General features: G+C 34.8%; 21 protein-coding genes. 15 read left to right on the top strand and 6 right to left on the bottom strand.

The window, feature by feature from the left end:
* Nucleotides 1–28 precede the first annotated feature (28 nt).
* Complete coding sequence (gene gldC / locus Q73A0000_RS16190; protein WP_193811935.1) at nt 29–355, bottom strand: gliding motility protein GldC; 327 nt, start codon at nt 353–355, stop codon at nt 29–31.
* A 130-nt stretch (nt 356–485) separates the two neighbouring features.
* Complete coding sequence (locus Q73A0000_RS16195; protein ID WP_193811936.1) at nt 486–1,466, bottom strand: gliding motility protein GldB; 981 nt, start codon at nt 1,464–1,466, stop codon at nt 486–488.
* Between the two features lie 43 nt (nt 1,467–1,509).
* Here Q73A0000_RS16195 and Q73A0000_RS16200 point away from each other — a divergent pair, with 43 nt between their 5' ends.
* The 5 genes from Q73A0000_RS16200 (at nt 1,510) to Q73A0000_RS16220 (ending at nt 4,391) form a co-directional block, all read left to right on the top strand.
* Nucleotides 1,510–2,058, top strand: a complete 549-nt coding sequence (locus tag Q73A0000_RS16200; RefSeq protein WP_193811937.1) for a GNAT family N-acetyltransferase — start codon at nt 1,510–1,512, stop codon at nt 2,056–2,058.
* On the top strand, nt 2,059–2,850 hold the full coding sequence (nadE, locus tag Q73A0000_RS16205) for an NAD(+) synthase (protein ID WP_193811938.1): 792 nt from the start codon (nt 2,059–2,061) through the stop codon (nt 2,848–2,850). It begins immediately after the preceding gene.
* Between the two features lie 11 nt (nt 2,851–2,861).
* Nucleotides 2,862–3,395 carry a hypothetical protein gene (locus Q73A0000_RS16210; RefSeq protein WP_193811939.1) on the top strand — a complete coding sequence of 178 codons (534 nt, stop codon included), beginning with the start codon at nt 2,862–2,864 and terminating at the stop codon, nt 3,393–3,395.
* Complete coding sequence (locus Q73A0000_RS16215) at nt 3,392–3,916, top strand: ribonuclease domain-containing protein (RefSeq protein WP_193811940.1); 525 nt, start codon at nt 3,392–3,394, stop codon at nt 3,914–3,916. The genes Q73A0000_RS16210 and Q73A0000_RS16215 overlap by 4 nt, the downstream gene beginning before the upstream one ends.
* A gap of 181 nt (nt 3,917–4,097) precedes the next feature.
* Nucleotides 4,098–4,391 carry a barstar family protein gene (locus tag Q73A0000_RS16220; RefSeq protein ID WP_193811941.1) on the top strand — a complete coding sequence of 98 codons (294 nt, stop codon included), beginning with the start codon at nt 4,098–4,100 and terminating at the stop codon, nt 4,389–4,391.
* A gap of 66 nt (nt 4,392–4,457) precedes the next feature.
* On the opposite strand, the gene Q73A0000_RS16225 is transcribed toward Q73A0000_RS16220, so the two are convergent.
* Together Q73A0000_RS16225 and Q73A0000_RS16230 are read right to left on the bottom strand one after the other, a co-directional pair.
* Entirely contained in the window at nt 4,458–5,672 is a 1,215-nt protein-coding gene (locus Q73A0000_RS16225; protein WP_193811942.1) for a G8 domain-containing protein, read from the bottom strand.
* Nucleotides 5,673–5,693: 21 nt separating this feature from the next.
* Nucleotides 5,694–8,258 (bottom strand): TonB-dependent receptor domain-containing protein, encoded by a 2,565-nt coding sequence (locus tag Q73A0000_RS16230; protein ID WP_193811943.1) that lies wholly within the window; start codon nt 8,256–8,258, stop codon nt 5,694–5,696.
* A 191-nt stretch (nt 8,259–8,449) separates the two neighbouring features.
* Between Q73A0000_RS16230 and Q73A0000_RS16235 the strand changes: the two genes are divergently transcribed.
* From Q73A0000_RS16235 to Q73A0000_RS16275, 10 genes are all read left to right on the top strand, one after another.
* Nucleotides 8,450–9,127, top strand: coding sequence for a response regulator transcription factor (locus Q73A0000_RS16235; RefSeq protein WP_193811944.1), 678 nt, complete (start codon nt 8,450–8,452; stop codon nt 9,125–9,127).
* Nucleotides 9,128–9,153: 26 nt separating this feature from the next.
* A complete protein-coding gene (locus tag Q73A0000_RS16240; RefSeq protein WP_193811945.1) occupies nt 9,154–10,185 on the top strand; it encodes a sensor histidine kinase in 1,032 nt (343 codons plus the stop codon).
* A gap of 127 nt (nt 10,186–10,312) precedes the next feature.
* A complete protein-coding gene (locus tag Q73A0000_RS16245; protein WP_193811946.1) occupies nt 10,313–10,888 on the top strand; it encodes an IS1096 element passenger TnpR family protein in 576 nt (191 codons plus the stop codon).
* Nucleotides 10,889–11,057: 169 nt separating this feature from the next.
* On the top strand, nt 11,058–12,404 hold the full coding sequence (locus tag Q73A0000_RS16250; RefSeq protein ID WP_193811947.1) for an alpha-amylase family glycosyl hydrolase: 1,347 nt from the start codon (nt 11,058–11,060) through the stop codon (nt 12,402–12,404).
* 65 nt (nt 12,405–12,469) lie between these two features.
* Entirely contained in the window at nt 12,470–12,703 is a 234-nt protein-coding gene (locus Q73A0000_RS17050; RefSeq protein ID WP_244140763.1) for a hypothetical protein, read from the top strand.
* 129 nt (nt 12,704–12,832) lie between these two features.
* Nucleotides 12,833–13,042 carry a hypothetical protein gene (locus tag Q73A0000_RS17055; RefSeq protein ID WP_244140764.1) on the top strand — a complete coding sequence of 70 codons (210 nt, stop codon included), beginning with the start codon at nt 12,833–12,835 and terminating at the stop codon, nt 13,040–13,042.
* Between the two features lie 56 nt (nt 13,043–13,098).
* Complete coding sequence (locus tag Q73A0000_RS16260) at nt 13,099–13,539, top strand: GreA/GreB family elongation factor (RefSeq protein ID WP_193811948.1); 441 nt, start codon at nt 13,099–13,101, stop codon at nt 13,537–13,539.
* Between the two features lie 77 nt (nt 13,540–13,616).
* Nucleotides 13,617–14,411 (top strand): thymidylate synthase, encoded by a 795-nt coding sequence (locus tag Q73A0000_RS16265; protein WP_193811949.1) that lies wholly within the window; start codon nt 13,617–13,619, stop codon nt 14,409–14,411.
* A 130-nt stretch (nt 14,412–14,541) separates the two neighbouring features.
* A complete protein-coding gene (locus Q73A0000_RS16270) occupies nt 14,542–14,766 on the top strand; it encodes a hypothetical protein (RefSeq protein ID WP_193811950.1) in 225 nt (74 codons plus the stop codon).
* 44 nt (nt 14,767–14,810) lie between these two features.
* Nucleotides 14,811–17,321, top strand: a complete 2,511-nt coding sequence (locus Q73A0000_RS16275) for a M1 family metallopeptidase (protein ID WP_193811951.1) — start codon at nt 14,811–14,813, stop codon at nt 17,319–17,321.
* A gap of 64 nt (nt 17,322–17,385) precedes the next feature.
* Here Q73A0000_RS16275 and Q73A0000_RS16280 read toward each other — a convergent pair whose 3' ends face one another.
* Both Q73A0000_RS16280 and Q73A0000_RS16285 read right to left on the bottom strand, forming a co-directional pair.
* Entirely contained in the window at nt 17,386–18,615 is a 1,230-nt protein-coding gene (locus Q73A0000_RS16280; protein WP_193811952.1) for a dicarboxylate/amino acid:cation symporter, read from the bottom strand.
* A gap of 76 nt (nt 18,616–18,691) precedes the next feature.
* Entirely contained in the window at nt 18,692–19,348 is a 657-nt protein-coding gene (locus Q73A0000_RS16285) for a hypothetical protein (RefSeq protein ID WP_193811953.1), read from the bottom strand.
* Nucleotides 19,349–19,426: the final 78 nt, after the last annotated feature.

Consider the following 19,426-nt stretch of genomic DNA (forward strand, 5'->3'; position numbering starts at 1 on the left):
TTTCTTTTTAAATATTTCGAAGAACAGACTACATTTTAATTGCCGCTTTCTGCGCAAATTCTTCCGCCATTTGTTCCAGCCAAAACGCAACATCTTCTTCGCCAGTCGCTCTTTCATAAGTATTACCCATTGAAAGTAAGATTTGGTGAATAAACATTTTCATTTGATCGACCGGCATGTCTTTCGTCCAAAGGTCAATTCTTAAGGCTTCCTTTTTTTTATCGTCCCATACAGAAATCATCGTGGCTTTAGTTTCCTCTTTTTCAACTCCGCCGTCTTCAGCATTCCAGGTCATTCTTTCAGGAACGTGGTTTTCGTCTAATTCGATATCTATTGTGATTTGAGTCTTTTTCATATATGATTTTTTAATTTTTAAAGGTAATATGTAATCGCTGATCTTAATTAGTGTTCGTTTCTAAAGGTCTTTAGTGGCGATTTCATCATTTTTAAAGATGATATTTTTTAAAGAAATGTTTTATTTAAATTTAATTTTTGGGTTTATAATTACTTTGATTAAAAATTTCCTGAGCGTTCATTTTTAGGAAATCTGTTAATTTAGTTTCTGGTTTTTCCTGATAGAATTTTCTACAAATCTGCCAACCGCTAAAAATTCCAATTTGCGGTGAAGATTCATTATCGATTTCGGTATAGAATTTAGAAAACGGCGCAGGATTGATGAATCGCTCTGCTAATCTTTGGTCATCGCTGAATACCAGATTGTTCTCTACGAAATAATTCCAAATATTTGCTTCATTTGCTTTCGCCCATTCATATTGTTCGGGCGTATAATTCATTTTTAAAGCATCTGGTTCATTTGGTAAAAAGGCATCTTGCAAAGTCATCAGTTTTCCATAATACACGATTTGGTCAATGAATTTTTGATGTTCGAAATTGCGCTCTACAAAATGTTCGGCAAAGATTTCGGAAACTTTAGGAATGATGTTTTTAGGATTCATGCTTTTCTGAAAGTACTGTTCCAAACCTTTATAATTCGGATTGTTTTCACCCATAAATGCAGTGATATCTATAAACAGCATATCTTTTTGTGATTCATAGAAAATGGGTTCCATAATTCCTTGCAAAGCAGACGAATAAAGAAAAACTTGAGGTTCTTTAAAATCGGGGAAATAGTTTTTGATGTGCGAAAATAGATCGGCTAACTCTTTATTAAGTTTAGTGACATCGATTTTTGAAATTGCTTCTTTGTAGACTTTAATTTCCTCGGGATCTTTTCTTCTTTCGGCAAAATCTTCATTAGGAACCGTTCCCTGAAAGAAAGGATATTTCTGAGTGAAACTTTCCAGTGAAACATTTGGATCATATAACTCTTTAGAAATGTCAATCAATTGTACTTTTTCAACTGGACTTTTAACTTCCACTTTCCAAAGATTTTCGGAATCTTTTTTACATGAATTCATTCCCGTTACTAATACGGCAGAAAATAAGAGATATCTAAAAAACTTCATTATTTTTACATCAAATTTAGAATTGCAAAAATAAGGAAAATTAATGGCAAAAATATTCATTGAAACACCAAGACTCATTTTAAGAGAAATTATTTCTGAAGATGTTGAAAGAGTATTTTTATTGGACAGCAATCCTGATGTCATGAAATATATTGGCGTTAAACCAGTGACAAAATTGGAGGAATCTGAAGAAACCATCAAGAAAATCAGAAAACAATATCAAGAAAACGGAATCGCAAGATGGGCAGTTATTGAAAAAGAATCAAACCTCTTAATCGGTTGGAGCGGTTTGAAATTATTAACTGAATCTCTCAATGGTTTCCAAAATGTGTACGAATTAGGTTATCGCTTTTTACCGGAATATTGGGGAAAAGGATATGCAACAGAATCAGGAAAGGCAGTTTTAGATTATGGTTTTAATAAAATGAATTTAGGTGGAATTTACGCTTGCGTCGATATTCAAAATGTAGATTCAAATAAAATTCTAAAAGATAAATTAGGTTTCAAAGAACAAGGAACTTTTATTGATGATTTAGATAATGCAACGTGTTATTGGTACGAATTAGAAAAAGTGAAATTTAATAAAGATTAAATGCAAACAGATAAAATAACAGATAAAATAGTTTCCTGGCTGAAAGATTACGCTGCAAAAGCAAATGTAAAAGGTTACGTTATCGGAGTTTCCGGCGGAATTGATTCTGCGGTCGTTTCTACACTTTGTGCCATGACAGGATTAAAAACTTTGTTAATAGAAATGCCGATTCGTCAAAATTCTGCTGAAGTAGATCGCGCCTGGGAACACATGGAAGATTTAAAAAAACGATTCTCAAATGTTGAAGCGATTTCGGTGAATTTGACTCCCGCTTTCGAAGAGTTATATAAAACCTTCGATGTTAATGATGAAGAATTTCCTGCAGAGAAACTGGCTTTTGCCAATACAAGAAGTCGTTTAAGAATGCTTACTTTATATTATTACGGACAAATCAATAGTATTCTTGTTTGCGGAACCGGAAATAAAGTGGAAGATTTCGGTGTTGGATTTTTCACCAAATATGGCGACGGTGGAGTAGATGTTTCGCCGATTGCAGATTTGTATAAAACTGAAGTTTATGCTTTGGCAAAATCTTTAGATCTTGTGGAATCCATTCAAATTGCAATTCCGGCAGATGGATTGTGGGATGAATCAAGAACTGATGAACAGCAAATTGGTGCCACTTATCCGGAATTAGAAAAGATTCAGAAAGATTGGGGAACAAAAACAGAAGCGGATTATTCAGGAAGAGATTTAGAAGTTTTCAAAATTTTCCAGAGAATGAATCGTGCTGCTCAACATAAAATTCAACCAATTCCGGTTTGTAATATTCCAGAAGAGTGGCGAAATTAAAAAAAAAGAAAATGAAATCATTAAAATTAAAATATCTTACTCCAATTTGTTTTCTCATTTTCTTCATGCCTTTTTTACGAATGTGCGATGGGAAAGTAGAAACCATTGAAACAAATACGGAAGATGTTAGTCAAGTAATTTCATTGCCAGCGGAAGAAGTTAACCATGTAAATACTGTTGCAACAGAAGATGTGAATCTGAATACTTATCAATTAGGTGGAGTTTTTTTTAAATTACTTCTTGAAGGAGAACTTGACGCGAAAATTTTTGCGGAAATAGATTTTTGGGAATCATTGTGTTATTCACTTATTCTTCTGAATTCAATTTTAATGGTTATTTTATCATTTTTGAGTAAATTTCATTTGGTTAAAAATTTAGCGATTGTGAATGTTATTTTATTAATTATTTCGACCATTTTATTTATTAAGTCTGGATTTATAGAAAACTTTTCGGATGTGAAATATGGTTTTTACGTATTTTTAATATATTCATTCCTCATAATATACTTTGCCAAAAAAGAATTTTTAGAATTAAAAACATTATGAACAAAGACAAAATAAAACTCGTCCTCTTCTTTATCATCGGATTACTGACCGCATTTCTGGCGATGCATTTTTTCAACACTTATAAAAATGAAAAGAAGAATGAAGAGGTCAATCAATCAGAAGTTTCCATTAAAGAAAATAATAATGAAAACTTTAGCGAAAATAAAAATTCAGAATCCGCAAATTTCTCTGGAAACATCAATGATTTAACAGAAGAAAATACGGTTATTAATTATGTGAAAACCAATCACGAACTTCCAGATTATTATTTGACAAAAAGTGAAGCGCGTAAACAAGGTTGGATTGCCTCAAAAGGAAACCTTTGCGATGTTCTTCCCGGAAAAGCAATTGGCGGAGATCACTTTAGCAACAGAGAAAAAACACTTCCAGCTGGAAATAAATATTTCGAAGCCGACGTGAATTACAATTGTTCAAACCGAAATGCTGACCGAATTATCTTCACCAAAAACGGCGACGTTTGGCTGACGAAGAATCATTATAAAACATTTGACAAAAAATAATAAGAGCAAAAAAGATTAAGAACAAAAAATCAACTCAAAGCCATTGCTAAGCGAAGCGCCTTTGCGACCGTAATTAATTAGAAAGAATATAAAAAAAACTTTGCGCCTTTGCGTTTAAAAGTATTTTTGAATTTTGAAGAATAGACTTTAAAACCACAACCTAAACCCACAACCTAAAAATATGAATACTGTATATATTGACTTTATAGAAATCGGAGATATGGAAGATTTCTTCGAGCAATTAAAAGAAAAACTAAAACTGCCTGAAACTTTCGGCGATAATCTCGATGCACTTTACGATTCGATTACCGGATTTGTAGAACTTCCATTGCATCTTGAATTCGTGAATATGAGTGTTGAGCAATTGGATGATTTCGAAGATTTACTCACAACTTTAGAGGAAGCAGATGAAGAAGTAGAAGACTTTTCATTTTCCTATTACCTCGAACAATACGAAGACGAGGACGAAGAATAAAAAAAGAAACCATCTGTGAAGATGGTTTCTTTTTATGAAAAAATTAATTTGATATTAAATTAGATATTAATTTCCGGCTTCTGCAATATCATAAGCAGTATAGCCAGACCATGTTTTTGCCCATGTTGGTAAAGCAGTTCCGTTTCCTGCACCTGTTGCTGTATTGTTTTCTGTGAATACTCCGGCAAGATTTGGAGTTGGCATCGCAGTAGTCGCTTTTGCTTTCCAGTTGGTTCCTGTGTTTACAAAACGAACGTTGGTGATGTAATTTCCACCTAGGAACCAGTTGTAAGTTCTGTCGGTTTCAAAATCAAGACCAGTAGTAAAATTAGCAATTACCACATTGTCGAATTTTCCATTAGATCCTGCTCTGATCTTCATTCCTTGAGATTCCGAACCTTTGGAGTTACCAATTAAGGTCATGTTTTTGATCGTTGGATTCGATGCACCGTTTCCGTTGGTTGTGTTAGGATCAGTATCTTGCGTATCTGCTTCTACACCTCTGTTGCCAGGTTCTGCAGCGTTTAAAAATGCTTTGTCTCTTGCAGCGTAAACATAATCTATAGTTCCTTGGTATCCTTCCGTCCAGTCTACAGAATCATCGCCAACACCAATTACGACTAAGTGATCAGCGTTGACGTTTCCACCGAAGAATTCTACCCCATCATCTCCACCATTTAAAATAGAAACGTAAGAAATTGTAGTTCCACTTCCTACGCCGAATAATGAAAGACCGTTAAACTCTTTCTCTGGATTGTATTTAAATCCACTGTCTTTAATAACGAGATATTTAATCGATCCAGAATTGTCGGCTTTATTAGTGCCACCATAAATTAAATCTCCAAGTTCTGAAGAAGATGTTCCAGAAGCACTTCTGTTGGTCGGCGCATTTCCTAAAATGACAATTCCTCCCCAATATCCCTGTGTATGTTGAGCACCTTCAAAAACCACTGGTTGAGATTCGGTACCGTTTACGAATAATTTTCCACCTCTGTCAACAATCAGATAGTTTGCGCCTTGTGCTCCTACTACTTTTGTTCCGGCAGGAATAATTAATGTTGCTCCGTTTTCCACCAACAATTTTCCGTTGAGGTTATACGTTTTCGAAGGGTCTAGAGTGACAGTCGTTCCGGCAGCAATTGTTCCTTTAAAATTTGATGGATCAATTGAAGGGATTGCCACTTCTTGATCATCATCACTTCTACTACAAGATACGATTGTTGTAGCGGCAGTCGCCATTAACGTAAAGCACAATGCTGCTTGTAAAAAATTCTTTTTCATAAGTTTACTTTTATTAGATTTTTAAAATTTGTAAGATAAGTTCAGGCCTATTTGTCTTCCTTTGGTATAGCTTCTGTTCGTGTAACCGACATTGTTGATTACCTGTTCTATTTTGTTTTCGGAGTTCACCAAATTTTTGGCATTAATTCCTATTCCGATTTGTTTGAAATTAAATTTCAGATTAGCGTCTAAAAGATGGATTGGGTTTTCATAGAAATTCCCGACTTTATTGGTTCCTAAAGCAAATAGACTTTTGCCTACATAAGAGTAAGAAATCACGAAATCAACGGTACTGTTGCTGCTGAATTTTTGATTGTAACCCAAATTCACATTGGCAAGGAAATCAGCAACACCTTGGATGGCATCTTTAGTTTGTCCATTGAACTGAACAATCTTCCCTGCGTTTTCTTTGGCGAATTCTGCTTCGGATTTCAGCTGCTGTTCCGAGTGCATATAAGTTCCGTTCAGGAAAGTATATAGTTTTGAATTTCCCCATTTATAAATATCTTTTCTGAATTCCATTTCTGCTCCAACAACATATCCATTATTGGCAATGTTGAAGTAAGTCATATCACTTGACGCTGCCGTAGAATAAGTAGTTCTGGCAATCGGATTCTGAATATATTTCCCGAACGCCGTAATAGAAAATATTTCGCCGGGTTTACTGAAAAGTTCCCATTTCAAATCCACATTATAATTGTCTGAAGGAAAAAGATGTGGGTTTCCATAAACATTGGTGGTAACATCGTAATAACCCGTTGGTACTAATTCTTTTGCCTGTGGAAGTGTATAAGTTTTTGAGGCTGAAAATCTTATATTCTGCTTGTCATTAATGGTGTATTTCGCGTTTAAAGCAGGTAAGAATTTATTGTAAGTTTTGTTGCTTTTATCTTTGCCAAAAATGGAGTCATCCCAATTGCTTTGTAGGTCTATATAATCAAACCTTCCACCTAATTGCACCACAAACCGGTCGCCGAATTGATAATCCAGATTTAAAAATCCTGCCTGAATGTTTTGTTTAAAACCATAATAAAACGGAATATATCGTTCGCTGTCGTTACGGAATGTGTTGTATTGAATAATTCCATTGTTGGAAGGATTAATGAAAGCATCCACATTATTAGGATCCACTGCGGTTTGTATCGCGAAATTGAGTCCAATCGTAGTGTTGTCAAAATGTCGGTCTTTATACGAACCGTTATAACCAAAGTTTATCTTCAGATTTTCTAATTGTTTGGTAATACTTAAAAATCCGTTCAGCGTGTTATCTTTCAATTCATCGAAATAACGGTGATTATTGATGGTGCTCGCAGCAATAAGATTTAAAGTATTTGCATCGAAAGTATTCTGCAATCGATCCGGTCTTTTGCTGTTCATCATATTGTAGCTCACCGCCCAATCTGCCGTCCAGGTATCGGTCACTTTATGATTTCCGTATAATTGATTGATGATCGTAGAAGTAATTTTATTGTCGCCTCTATTAATGATAACATCGGTTCCGATTTCACGAATATAACCTTTGAAAAATCTTGCATCCTGTTCAGAAGAATGAATAAAGTTGGAAGTGAAACTGATTTTATTTGAAGAATTAATCTTGTAAGCCACGTTAACCAAAGCAGTAGAATTAGTGCCGTAAGTGTATCGCTCAACATCTAACGCTTTAATGGCATCTCCGGTCGAATCGTAAAATCCTTCTTTACCAGCGCTGTACACATAATTATTTTCAAAACCGGCATATCCGAAAATAGAAAACTTTCCGATGGTTGCGCCGCCTTCAATGTCCATATTTGAATTGAAAGGATTGTCCGCATTTTTAAAATTCCAACTGGTCGTAAATGGATATCGCACTTTCGGATCACCTTTTCTAAAGGTGGTTTGTTTATATCCGAAAAATCCTGGGTCGCCATCCTGAAGTTTAAAGTTCCCTTTATCAAAAGTTTGTAAATTAATACTGCTTCCGATTCCTACTTTAAAATAAGGTTTTCCCGAATGTTCTTTAGAAACAATATTAATATTTGCTCCACCGAAATCACCTGAAAATCGAGGATTGTAAACTTTGTCCAGAGAAATATATTCAATAATAGAAGTCTTAAAGATTTCCAGATTAATATTCTTAAATTCCGGATTGTCAGATGGGATAGGAAGTCCGTTAAGAGTGGTAGAATTATATCGGTCACCCAAACCACGAATCACAATTTGTCCGCTTCCTTCCTGTTTTTGAGTGCCCGAAGCTTTAGTTACTGCGGTTGCGGCATCGCCAATTCCTTGTTTTTCAAGTTGTGCGGAACCTACCCGTTCTATCACTTCAACCGATTTTTTCTGTAAACTGATAATATTGCTTTCTGTTCCTTTATTAAGGTTCCCTTTAAATACGATACCTTCAAGTGTTTTCTCTTTATCAGAGCCTTTTTGCGAATTAGAATCTTTGGGAGCGCTGATTATATTGCTTTTCGTTCCTTTTTTAAGGCTGTCATTAATTACAACTTCTTCAAGTGATCTCTCTTTATTAGAGCCTATTTGCGCATTAAGAACTGTAGATGCACTTATTAAAAACAGAACACCAATACTTAATTTAGCTACTTTCATTTCTTCTTTTTATTAGATTTCTTTCGAGGCAAAGGAAGAAATAAAGGCTTAATTTGATGTTGCGTCAGTTTTAACTTTTGTTTACCATTCCTTTAACAAAAATGGGGTCATATTAATTAATTATGAATTATTAAATTGATGGGTTTTGGAACCTTTAATTTGAGTAATTTTGAAAGAATAAAAAGTAAACAATGCACAAGAAAAAGATTCTTTTGATCGACGATGAGGTTGATATTTTAGAAATCCTCTCTTATAATCTGGAGAAGGAAGGATATTTAGTTACCACCGCAACCAACGGAAATGAAGGAATCCAGAAAGCAAAAGAAATGATTCCTGATTTGATTCTCCTCGATGTAATGATGCCGGAAAAAGATGGAATCGAAACGTGTCAGGAACTTCGCCAGATTAAAGAATTACAAAATACACTCATCGTATTTCTTTCTGCCCGAAGCGAAGAGTTTTCTCAATTAGCAGGTTTTCAAGCTGGAGCAAACGATTACGTAGTGAAAATCATTAAACCGAAAGTCCTTACTTCAAAAATAAATGCGCTTTTACAATTAACTTCAAAAGTTAGTAATGACGCAAAAGTCCTTAAAATTGGCGATTTGGTTATCGATAAAGATAATGTAAAAGTCACCAAAAGTGGACAGCATTTTTTACTCCCTAAAAAAGAATTTGATCTATTGTATCTTCTTGCTTCAAATACTGAAAAAGTGTTTAAAAGAGAAGAGATTTTAGAAAAAGTTTGGGGAAATGATGTCGTTGTGGGCGAAAGAACCATCGATGTTCATATCAGAAGATTACGTGAAAAATTGGGAATTAATACTATTCAAACTTTAAAAGGAATCGGTTATAAATTAGTTGTGTAACTTTGGTCAATAACCATTCTATATAAATGAAATTCTACCGGCTTACTTTCCTTGCCTCTTTATTCCTTACTGGGGTGATGCTTTTGCTCATCTATGTTTTTGATGAGGCGAAACACTATTTTTCCAATAGCGATTGGCAGTTTTTCGGTACCATGCTTATTAGTAGTATTGCACTGCTAATTATCAATTATGTGGTCGTCGATTTTCTCTTTAATTTTTATGGAAAAAGACAGATCAGAAAAATCTCAACTATTTTACCAGAAGAATTGACGGACGAGGACAATGATTTGAATTTTAAAGAATTGGGTCAAAGAGTTTCTGACCTCAATTTGAAAAACACGACCGAAATCGATACGATGAAAGAAATGGAAACCTATCGTAAAGAATATATGGGGAATATTTCGCACGAGATGAAAACGCCGCTTTTTACCATTCAGGGTTATGTCGATACTTTGCTGGAAGGTGGCGTAGAAAACTTGGCGATTCGGGATAAATACTTAGAAAGAATTGATAAATCCGTTGAACGGTTATTGAATATTGTCAAGGATTTAGATATGATTAATCAGTTTGAAAGTGGCGAGATAATTTTAACTAAAAGTCGCTTTGACCTTAATCATCTTATTCGCGAACTCATCGATATTTTGGATTTAGAAGCACAGAAAAAAAACACTAGAATTGTTTTGCAAACGAGCTCTAATCAAATATTTGTCATTGCGGATAAACAGAAAATTTCTCAGGTTTTAATCAATTTAATTTCGAACGCAATCTATTATTCTAATCGCGAAAGTGCTACTGTTACCGTGAAAACTAAAGTTCAGAATCAAAAAATATTGGTTGAAGTAGAAGATAACGGCATGGGCATCAAACCAGAAATGCTGCATCGGATTTTTGAAAGATTCTATAGAATAGAATCGAGTAGAAATAGAAATGATGGCGGTTCGGGACTCGGGTTAGCAATTGTAAAACATATTCTGGAAGCGCACCAGGAAAATATTTCTGTAGAAAGCACTTATTTAGAAGGAACGCGATTCAGTTTTTCTTTGCAAAAAGCAATTTAGGCGAGAAATTTAAGCAAAACTTTTTTAAAAAAAGGATGTAATAATTTTTTTTACCAGATTTCAATTGTTTTATATTTGCACTCTAAAGAAGAAAACTAATAACTAATCGTAAAAATTTAAGGTAATAATGGTTTACAAACTCCGAATTATTTTAGACACCAAAGAAGATATTTTCAGGGATATTGAAATCAAAGACAAGCAGAATCTTTGGAACTTGCATTTAGGAATTAAAAGTGCATTTTCATTGATGGGAGATGATTTGTCTATTTTTAATATCTTAGATAAAGATGGTATTGTGGTGAAAACCGTGCCGCTTGAGGATATGAGCGATGATGGTGATGGCGAGATCATGTCTGATGTTTACATCAACGAAGTATTTACAAAGCCTGGTGACAAAATTCATTTCCAATATGGATTTATGGATTTGTGGGAATTTTTCTGCGAATTGGTAGAGATTATTGATGAGAAGTGTGTTGTAAATTATCCGATTACTGTTTTCAGATTTGGAAAATTACCGCTGAAAGCACCAAGTAAAACTGGAGCAAAAAGCAAAAAGAATGGAGTAATGCCATTGTTGGATGATGACTTCCCAAGTTTTGAGGATGAACTTAAAGCAACGAGTTTTGAAGATGAGGATGAAGATGATTTTGATGATGACGACGACTTCGATGACAATGATGATTTCGATGACGACGAAGATTAGTCAATCAATATAAATGACCCCGAAATTAATCGGGGTTTTTTTGTGCAGAAAAATCAGTTTTAGAAATGAAAAATTAAAGACTGTTATATATCACCAATTGCCAATTTGGCCCTTGTTCTTCATCGGGGATTTGAATAATAAACAATATATTTGTCCTAAATCTTTATCTATGAAAAGACTGATTCTTTTAGCAATATTAAGCTTGGGAGTGATTTCCTGCAGCACTCAAAAAAATACAAAAAAAATGGATTTACCCAGCGAATGGAAACATACCACTAATATATACGAAGTTAACGTCAGACAATATACCCAGGAAGGAACCTTTCGCGCTTTCGAAAAAGAAATGCCGAGACTGAAAGAAATGGGTATTAAAACGTTATGGTTTATGCCGATTACTCCAATTTCTCAGGAAGTGAAAAAGGGAAGTATGGGAAGTCAGTATGCAGCGCACGATTATGTTTCGATTAATCCGGAGTTCGGTACGATGGAAGATTTTAAACATATGGTTGATGAAGCTCATAAAATGGGTTTCAAAGTAATCATCGATTGGGTGGCTAATCATACTGGTTGGGATCATGTTTGGACTAAAACTCATCCTGAATATTACCTGCACGATGCCGACGGAAAATTCCATATCGCTTCTGGGATGGATGACATTATCGAACTGGATTATTCAAATCCTCAGATGAGACAGGCGATGATTGATGCCATGAGTTTTTGGGTGAAAGAAGCCAATATTGATGGATTCCGGTGTGACCTTGCAAGTTGGGTCGAAGTGGATTTTTGGGAACAGGCAAGACCGGAAGTTGAAAAAATAAAACCACTTTTTTTCATCGGCGAATTTGATGAACTCGAAAATCCGGAATACGGAAAAGTTTTCGATGCAAGTTATAGCTGGACTTGGATGCACAAAACTGAAGACTACTACAAAAACAATTTACCGCTTTCTGACCTGAAAGATTTGCTTCAAAAATACTCTGCAATTGGAGATCAATCAATGAGAGCTTGGTTTACAAGTAATCACGACGAAAATACCTGGAACGGAACTGAATATGAGAAATACGGAGTTATTGCGAAACCTTTAGCCGTATTTTCTGTGACATGGGATGGAATTCCATTAGTGTATTCCGGTCAGGAATTACCGAATATGAAACGCTTAGAGTTTTTTGAAAAAGATGTTATTGAATGGAACGGTAATTATGAAATGGCACCTTTTTATAAAACTTTATTGAATTTAAAAACCAATAATCCAGCGCTACGAGGTGGAGATCCAGCTGCTTCAACTCATTTATTAAAAACTTCTGCAGATGATAAAGTCATGGCATATGTTCGTAAGAATGGAAAAGATGAGGTGTTGACGGTTTTAAATTTTTCAAAGGAAAATGTATCATTCACGATTGATGATGAAAATGTTTCTGGAACTTTTAAAAATGTTTTCAGCGGTCCAGTGAAAGATTTTGCACAAGATAAAAGTTTTTTCTTGCCGATTGGCGGATATGCTGTGATGGAAAAATAAGTTGATAACCCTTTCAGCCTTTTAAAGGCTGAAAGGGTTTTGGGAAACAATTAAAATTAAAAGTGATGCAAATTGAAAAAATTGAATTTGGGAGATTTTATCACATCTTTAACAGAGGAAATAACAGCCAGGATATTTTCTTTGAAGAAGAGAATTATAGTTATTTTTTAAAACTTCTGGCAAAATATATTATTCCTACTGCAGAGATTTACTGCTATTGTCTTTTAAGAAATCATTTTCATTTATTGATTAGAATTAAGGATGTTGAGGATTTGGTGTCATCTGATTTTCAATTTTAAACAGTTGAAGAGCCTAAAAGTTTTGATCCATCGAGACAGTTTTCTCATTTTTTCAATGCTTATACGTTGGCGATAAATAAAAGATATAGTAGATCAGGCAGTTTGTTTGAAAAACCATTTGAGCGAAAAATGATCGAGGACGAAAATTATTTGAAGCAATTAATTTTGTATATTCATAATAATCCAAAGCATTATGGTGTTGTTGAGAATATCAAAGAGTATAAATGGAGCTCTTATCCTACGATCCTTTCAGAATTACCAACTAAAATTCAAAGAGATAAAGTATTGGACTATTTTGATGATAGAGAAAACTTTACTTTATGTCATCAAAATTATTAGATAAAATCAACCCTTTCAGCCTTCTGAAGGCTGAAAGGGTTTCGAAATAAACCAAAATGAACAAATCCGAAATCCTTCAAATCATTCAAGATAAACTTTCAGAAAAGATCGCAACTTTGGAAAGAATGATATCTGAAACTCGAGCATCAAACAACGAAACCAAAAGTTCGATGGGCGACAAATATGAAACTTCACGGGAAATGGTTCAGCAACAAATCAACAATCTGCAGGTTCAGTTGAATGAAAATCTTCAGGCTCGAAATTCTTTAAAAATAATCAATACGAATCTTCATCAAAAAATTGGGTTGGGAAGTTTAGTTCAAACTGATAAAGGATTGTTTTACATTGCCGTTTCATTGGGTGAAATTACTTTTAAGGATAAGAAAATTTTCGTTATTTCTACGGAAAGTCCTTTAGGTAAATCGTTATTCGGTAAAAAGAAGGACGATGAAATTTCTTTAAATAATACCAAACAAACGATTCAGAATCTTTGGTAAAAATCCCTATTTTTGTAAATCATTAAATAAATTTTCAATATTACTTATTGCTAATTATCAATTACTCCTTTTAAAACATGCAGAACTACCTTGACCTCCTTCAACATATTTTAGACAACGGAACCGATAAAACCGATCGAACCGGAACCGGAACCAGAAGCGTTTTTGGTTACCAACTGCGTTACGATCTTTCAAAAGGTTTCCCGATGGTGACGACTAAAAAAGTCCATTTGAAATCGATAATTTATGAATTGCTTTGGTTTTTAAAAGGCGATACGAATATTAAATATTTGAATGATAACGGCGTTTCAATCTGGAATGAATGGGCAGATGAAAACGGTGATCTCGGTCCTGTTTACGGCGCACAATGGAGAAGTTGGACTGGTGCCAACGGAAAAGTAGTGGATCAGATTACGGAAGTCATTGATCAAATCAAAAAGAATCCAGATTCGCGACGATTAATTGTTTCTGCCTGGAATGCTTCGGAAATCCAGAACATGGCTTTGGCGCCTTGTCACGCTTTGTTTCAGTTTTATGTAGCCGATGGAAAATTATCGCTTCAATTGTATCAAAGAAGCGCAGATGTTTTTCTGGGAGTTCCTTTTAATATTGCGAGTTATGCTTTGTTATTAATGATGGTTGCTCAAGTTTGTGATTTAGAAGTGGGCGATTATGTACACACTTTCGGTGATGTTCATATATATAACAATCATTTCGAGCAAGTTAACAAACAACTTTCTCGTACGCCGAAACCTTTACCAACGATGAAACTCAATCCAGAGATTAAAGATATTTTCGATTTTGATTTTGAGGATTTTACTTTAGAAAATTATTCACCAGATCCGGGAATTAAAGCGCCGGTTGCGATATAGCTCACTTTGTCAAAGTTCCAAATCTTTGACAAAGTTTAAATGCAAAGATTTGAAAAAATGAAAAACCAAAGTGAAGTTAATCCTTCACTTTTTTTGTAACTTTCCTTTTAAATTATATACCAATCACTCAATGAAATCTTTAAAAATCAACCTCGAAGAAAATGCTGATCTTGGCAAATTAACCGAGCTTTTAATTCAAATTAAAGGCATTAAGTCTGTTGAACTTATCAATCATGATAATGATGAAAGTGATTTGAAAAAGGCTGTTAACAAAAGCAAGGAACAGCTAAAGAGTGGCGACTATGAATCGTTCGTCAATGATTTATTCGAAACTTTTGTAAACAAGAAATCTTAAATTTAGTAAAGGTTATTCTTTAAAATAAAAAACTATTTAAATAAATGAAAAAGCTATTCATCTCCATTAGTTTACTCGGAATTCTCTTTTCGGGAAATGTTTTTGCGCAAACCGAAACTTCCGGCAGAGCCGAAGTTTACAGAGCGTCGCACACGAAAATGACCGAACTGAAACACACGAAACTGAAAGTCAATTTCGATTACCAAAAAGAACAAATGGGTGGTGAAGAATGGTTAACTGCCGCGCCATATTTCTACCCGACCGATTCTTTGGTTTTGAATGCGAAAGCAATGTTGATTCATGAAGTTGCTTTAGATAAAAACGGAAGTAAAACTCCTTTGAAATATGAGTATAAAGAGGATATGCTCAAAATTAATTTGGATAAAACCTATAATAAGGATCAAGATTATACGGTTTATATCAAGTACACCGCTCGTCCGAACGAAGTGACGCAAAAAGGAAGTGCTGCAATTACAGATGCAAAAGGTCTTTATTTTATTAATGCTCAAGGAAAAGATCCAGATAAACCAACTCAGATTTGGACTCAGGGAGAAACGGAATCAAGTTCGGTTTGGTTTCCAACAATCGATAAAACCAACCAAAAAACGACCGAGGAAATTTACATGACCGTTCCCGATAAATACGTGACTTTATCAAACGGAATTATGAAATCTTCGACCAAAGAAACAAATGGTTTAAGAACCGATCATTGGGTTATGGACAAAAAACATGCGCCATATTTGTTTTTCATGGGCGTAGGAGATTATGCGATTGTAAAAGATAAATGGAGAAATCTCGACGTCGATTATTATGTGGAGAAAGAATATGAACCTTATGCAAAACAGATTTTCGGGAACACACCGGAAATGATGGAGTTCTTTTCTAAAAGATTAAACTACGATTATCCGTGGTCTAAATTCGCACAGATTACTGGCAGCGATTATGTTTCCGGCGCGATGGAAAATACAACGGCGGTTCTTCATCAGGAATCTGCTCAACAGAAACCGGGAGATTTAATTGACGAAAACCGTTGGGAAGAAACCATTGCGCACGAATTATTTCACCACTGGTTTGGCGATTTAGTTACCGCTGAAAGTTGGAGTAATTTGACCGTCAATGAATCTTTCGCCAATTATTCGCAATATCTGTGGAACGAACATAAGTACGGAAAAGATGTGGCTGATTACGGTTTGATGAAAGAAATTAAAGGATATATGATGGATCCTTCGAATATTTCAAAAGATTTGGTGAGGTTTAATTATCATTCTCGTGAAGATATGTTCGATGGTGTTTCTTATAATAAAGGTGGCGCGATTCTTCACATGTTAAGAAACTATTTAGGAGACGATGCATTTTTTGCTGGCTTAAATGATTATTTAAAAACCTATGAATACGGCACTGGCGAAGCGCATCAACTTCGATTGTCTTTAGAAAAAGTTTCAGGAAAAGATTTAAACTGGTTTTTCAATCAATGGTATTTCGGCAGTGGAAATCCAAAAATTTCATACACCACGAATTTCGAACCCGTTAAAAAACAAGTTACCGTAACGATTAATCAAGCTCAGGGAAGTCAGAATTTTCAGTTTCCTTTGGCTATCGATTTATATGAAAACGGAAAACCGACGCGTAAAAATGTTTGGGTAGATGCGAAAGAGAAAAATAATTTCACTTTTACGGTTTCAAAAAATCCTGAATTGGTTAATATTAACGCTGATGGAGTTTTGCTTGCCGAGTTTACTGATAATAAAACTGCTGATCAATATTTTACCCAATATCAAAATTCAAAAGAATTCTTGAGCAGATATATTGCAGTCGAAAATGCAGCAGAAAACGTTGCGAAGAATCCTGCTTTTTTAAAGGTATTGGTTGCGGGCTTAAAAGATTCGAACTTCAGAATCAGAATGAAAGCAGTAAGTGGTTTGGATTTATCTAAACCTGACCAGGCAAAAGCAGCGATTGCTGAAGTTGAAAAAATGGCTTCTAATGATCCAAAAACTTTAGTTCAAGGCGCGGCGATTTCTGCTTTAGCAAAAACAAAAGACAAAAAATATCTTCCTCTTTTTGAAAAAGGACTGAATGCTGTTTCTAATTCAGTAAAAGCAAATTCCCTGACTGGCATTGCAGCAGTTGATCCTACAAGAGCAGCTTCTTTAGCTGAAAAAATTGATTTAGAGGGAGCGAGTGATGATTTGATTGGCGAACTTCTTCCGATTATCGTCAAAAATAAAATCGAAAAACAAATGCCGGCGATTGCCGCAACAGCAGCGTTTTATCCATTTCTAAAGTTCCAGAATCCTGAATTGGGTGCTTCAGCAGAAGAAGGATTTAATTGGATCATGAGTTCTGATAACTTGAAAGCTACCGAAAATTTAACCAAAGTTTTAACCCAGGTTAAAGGTCAAATTGGAAGTAATCCACAAGCGAAAATGATGATTGTACAAATTCTTAAAGATGGTCTTGCCAAAAAGATGATCGTTTTAAAAGCCAATCCTTCAAGTCCAACGATTAATCAACAAATTGATTTGATTAATAAAGCAATTGAAGCGTACAAATAAACTTTAAAAATAATTGATAAACCAAAAGGACTTCCATTTTCGGAAGTCCTTTTTTGTATTTGAATTAAGGCGCAAACTCTTTCGGTTCCTCAAATTTTTCTCCGGATATTTTCGTGACAAACATTGCAGCAACCGTATCTCCGGTTGAGTTAAGAACTGTTGCTAAAGGATCAACTAAAGTTCCGATGATCATTACCGCGGGAATCGCTTCCACAGGTAATTGATAAACCGAGATCATCAACATTTCTCCGATATAGCCACCATTAGGAATTCCTCCTGCGACGATACTCACAAAAATTGTGATTCCTAAGGCTAAAAGTAAATTCATTGGATCGAAAAAATCTTTTCCAATAATTAGAAATGCAACGTAAATTTTAATGATAGAAGACATGGAGGAGCCGTTTTTGTGCAGCGTACTTCCGATTGGAATCACGATGTTGGCAATAGAATCGGGTATTCCGATTTTTGCGGCTGCCTGTAAATTTGCCGGCATTGTAGCAAAACTGCTGCACGTTGAAATTGCTGTTAAACTCGGATAAATATTGTTCGTCCAGAATTGTCGAACTCCTGTTTTACCTTTTGCTGCAAATGCATAAATCGTAAAGAAAACGAAGAAATAAACAATACCTGACGTATAATATAAGCCGAGCGGCTTTGCATAAAATCCAAAAAGTTGAGGCCCGATTGTGGCGACTTGAAAAGCAAAATACGCACCTAAACCAATGGGCGCCACTTTCATCACAAGAAGTAGAAGTTCTTTCATAACTTCGTAACCCGAAGCTAAAAAAGTTCGGAAAACTTCTCCCGCTTCTCCCGCTTTTCTGGCTGCTGTACCTGTTAAAAATGCAAAGATCAACAAAGCCAGCATATTTTTTCTGGAAAATAATTCAGCAAATTCACCCACGGTAAAAAAGCTTACGATTCGGTCGCCCCAAGTATCGTTTCCGGAATTTTCGATCATCTCTTTGGAAGTTGAAGGCAAAGCTTCGGTCGGAAAAAAGTAAACCACAGCGATGGTAAAAAGTGCCGCAATGATGATAAAGAGTAAAAAGGTGAAAATCATAGAGGAAATAATCTTTCCGAATTTTCCGCCTTTTTCGACGCTTGCAATAGAATTTGCAACGGCAAAATAAATAAGAGGAACTACGCTTACGAAAAGTAAATTCAGAAAAATGTCTCCAAGCGGTTTCAGATAACTGACAAAATTGGGAAAAAATATTCCAATAAGACTTCCGACCATAATTCCACCTAAGAGTAAAATAATACCGGAATAGTTTTTCATAATGTCCTTCATATGTTATTGTTTTGTCAAAGATATAGGTAAATTTAAAAAATTACATTCTAAAATTGCATTGAAAATCATCGAACTTTTAAATCGTCCAGGAGTCGTTTATCACAGCAACGATGTAATATTGTCCTTCATATTTATCAAAAACAAAACGTAAAGAATTCCAGTCCATTTCACCATATTCTTCCGAACCTGGAAGATAGTTTTCTGTAAAATCTAAAGTTGGGTAAATTTCTCTCAAGTTATTTAATGAATTGCCGCTTCCTTTAAATGAATTCAAATGATATTCACCTTGCATAAAATCTTTTCTAAAAACCCATTCCTGTAAATAATCTCTAATAGGAAGAACGAGTTTGTCAGCGGTTCCATCCTTTTCGCCCCACGTGAATTTAACATTAGTAGGTATGAATTTGATGAATTCTTCTTTGGTGAAATGTTTGTCTTCCTTCAAATCTAAGTGAGCATACATCGAAAACGTAATTCCTTTTTCGGGATGAATGTAATTTGAAAACTTCATAAAATCTTTTGACTTTAAGGTTGACAAGATTTCATTATTCAAAGTTCTTAAAGTTTCGTCTTTACTTAAATTTTTAGTTTCTAAATTTTGATTGGTTTTCGATAAGGAATCACCAGGATTTATCACCGCGGAATCCTGACTGGAAATTACAGAAGAAATCTTGCTTTCTTTGGTGCAATAAATCAATGATAAAAGTGCTAAAATGTAAATGTAGTTTTTCATAATATTCATTATCAAATTAGAGATAACTTCTGTTTTCTGTTACTGATAGTTGTGGGTAAATTAGTTTTCATTAAATTT

The sequence above is a fragment of the Kaistella flava (ex Peng et al. 2021) genome (genome assembly GCF_015191005.1).
GTDB lineage: Bacteria > Bacteroidota > Bacteroidia > Flavobacteriales > Weeksellaceae > Kaistella > Kaistella flava.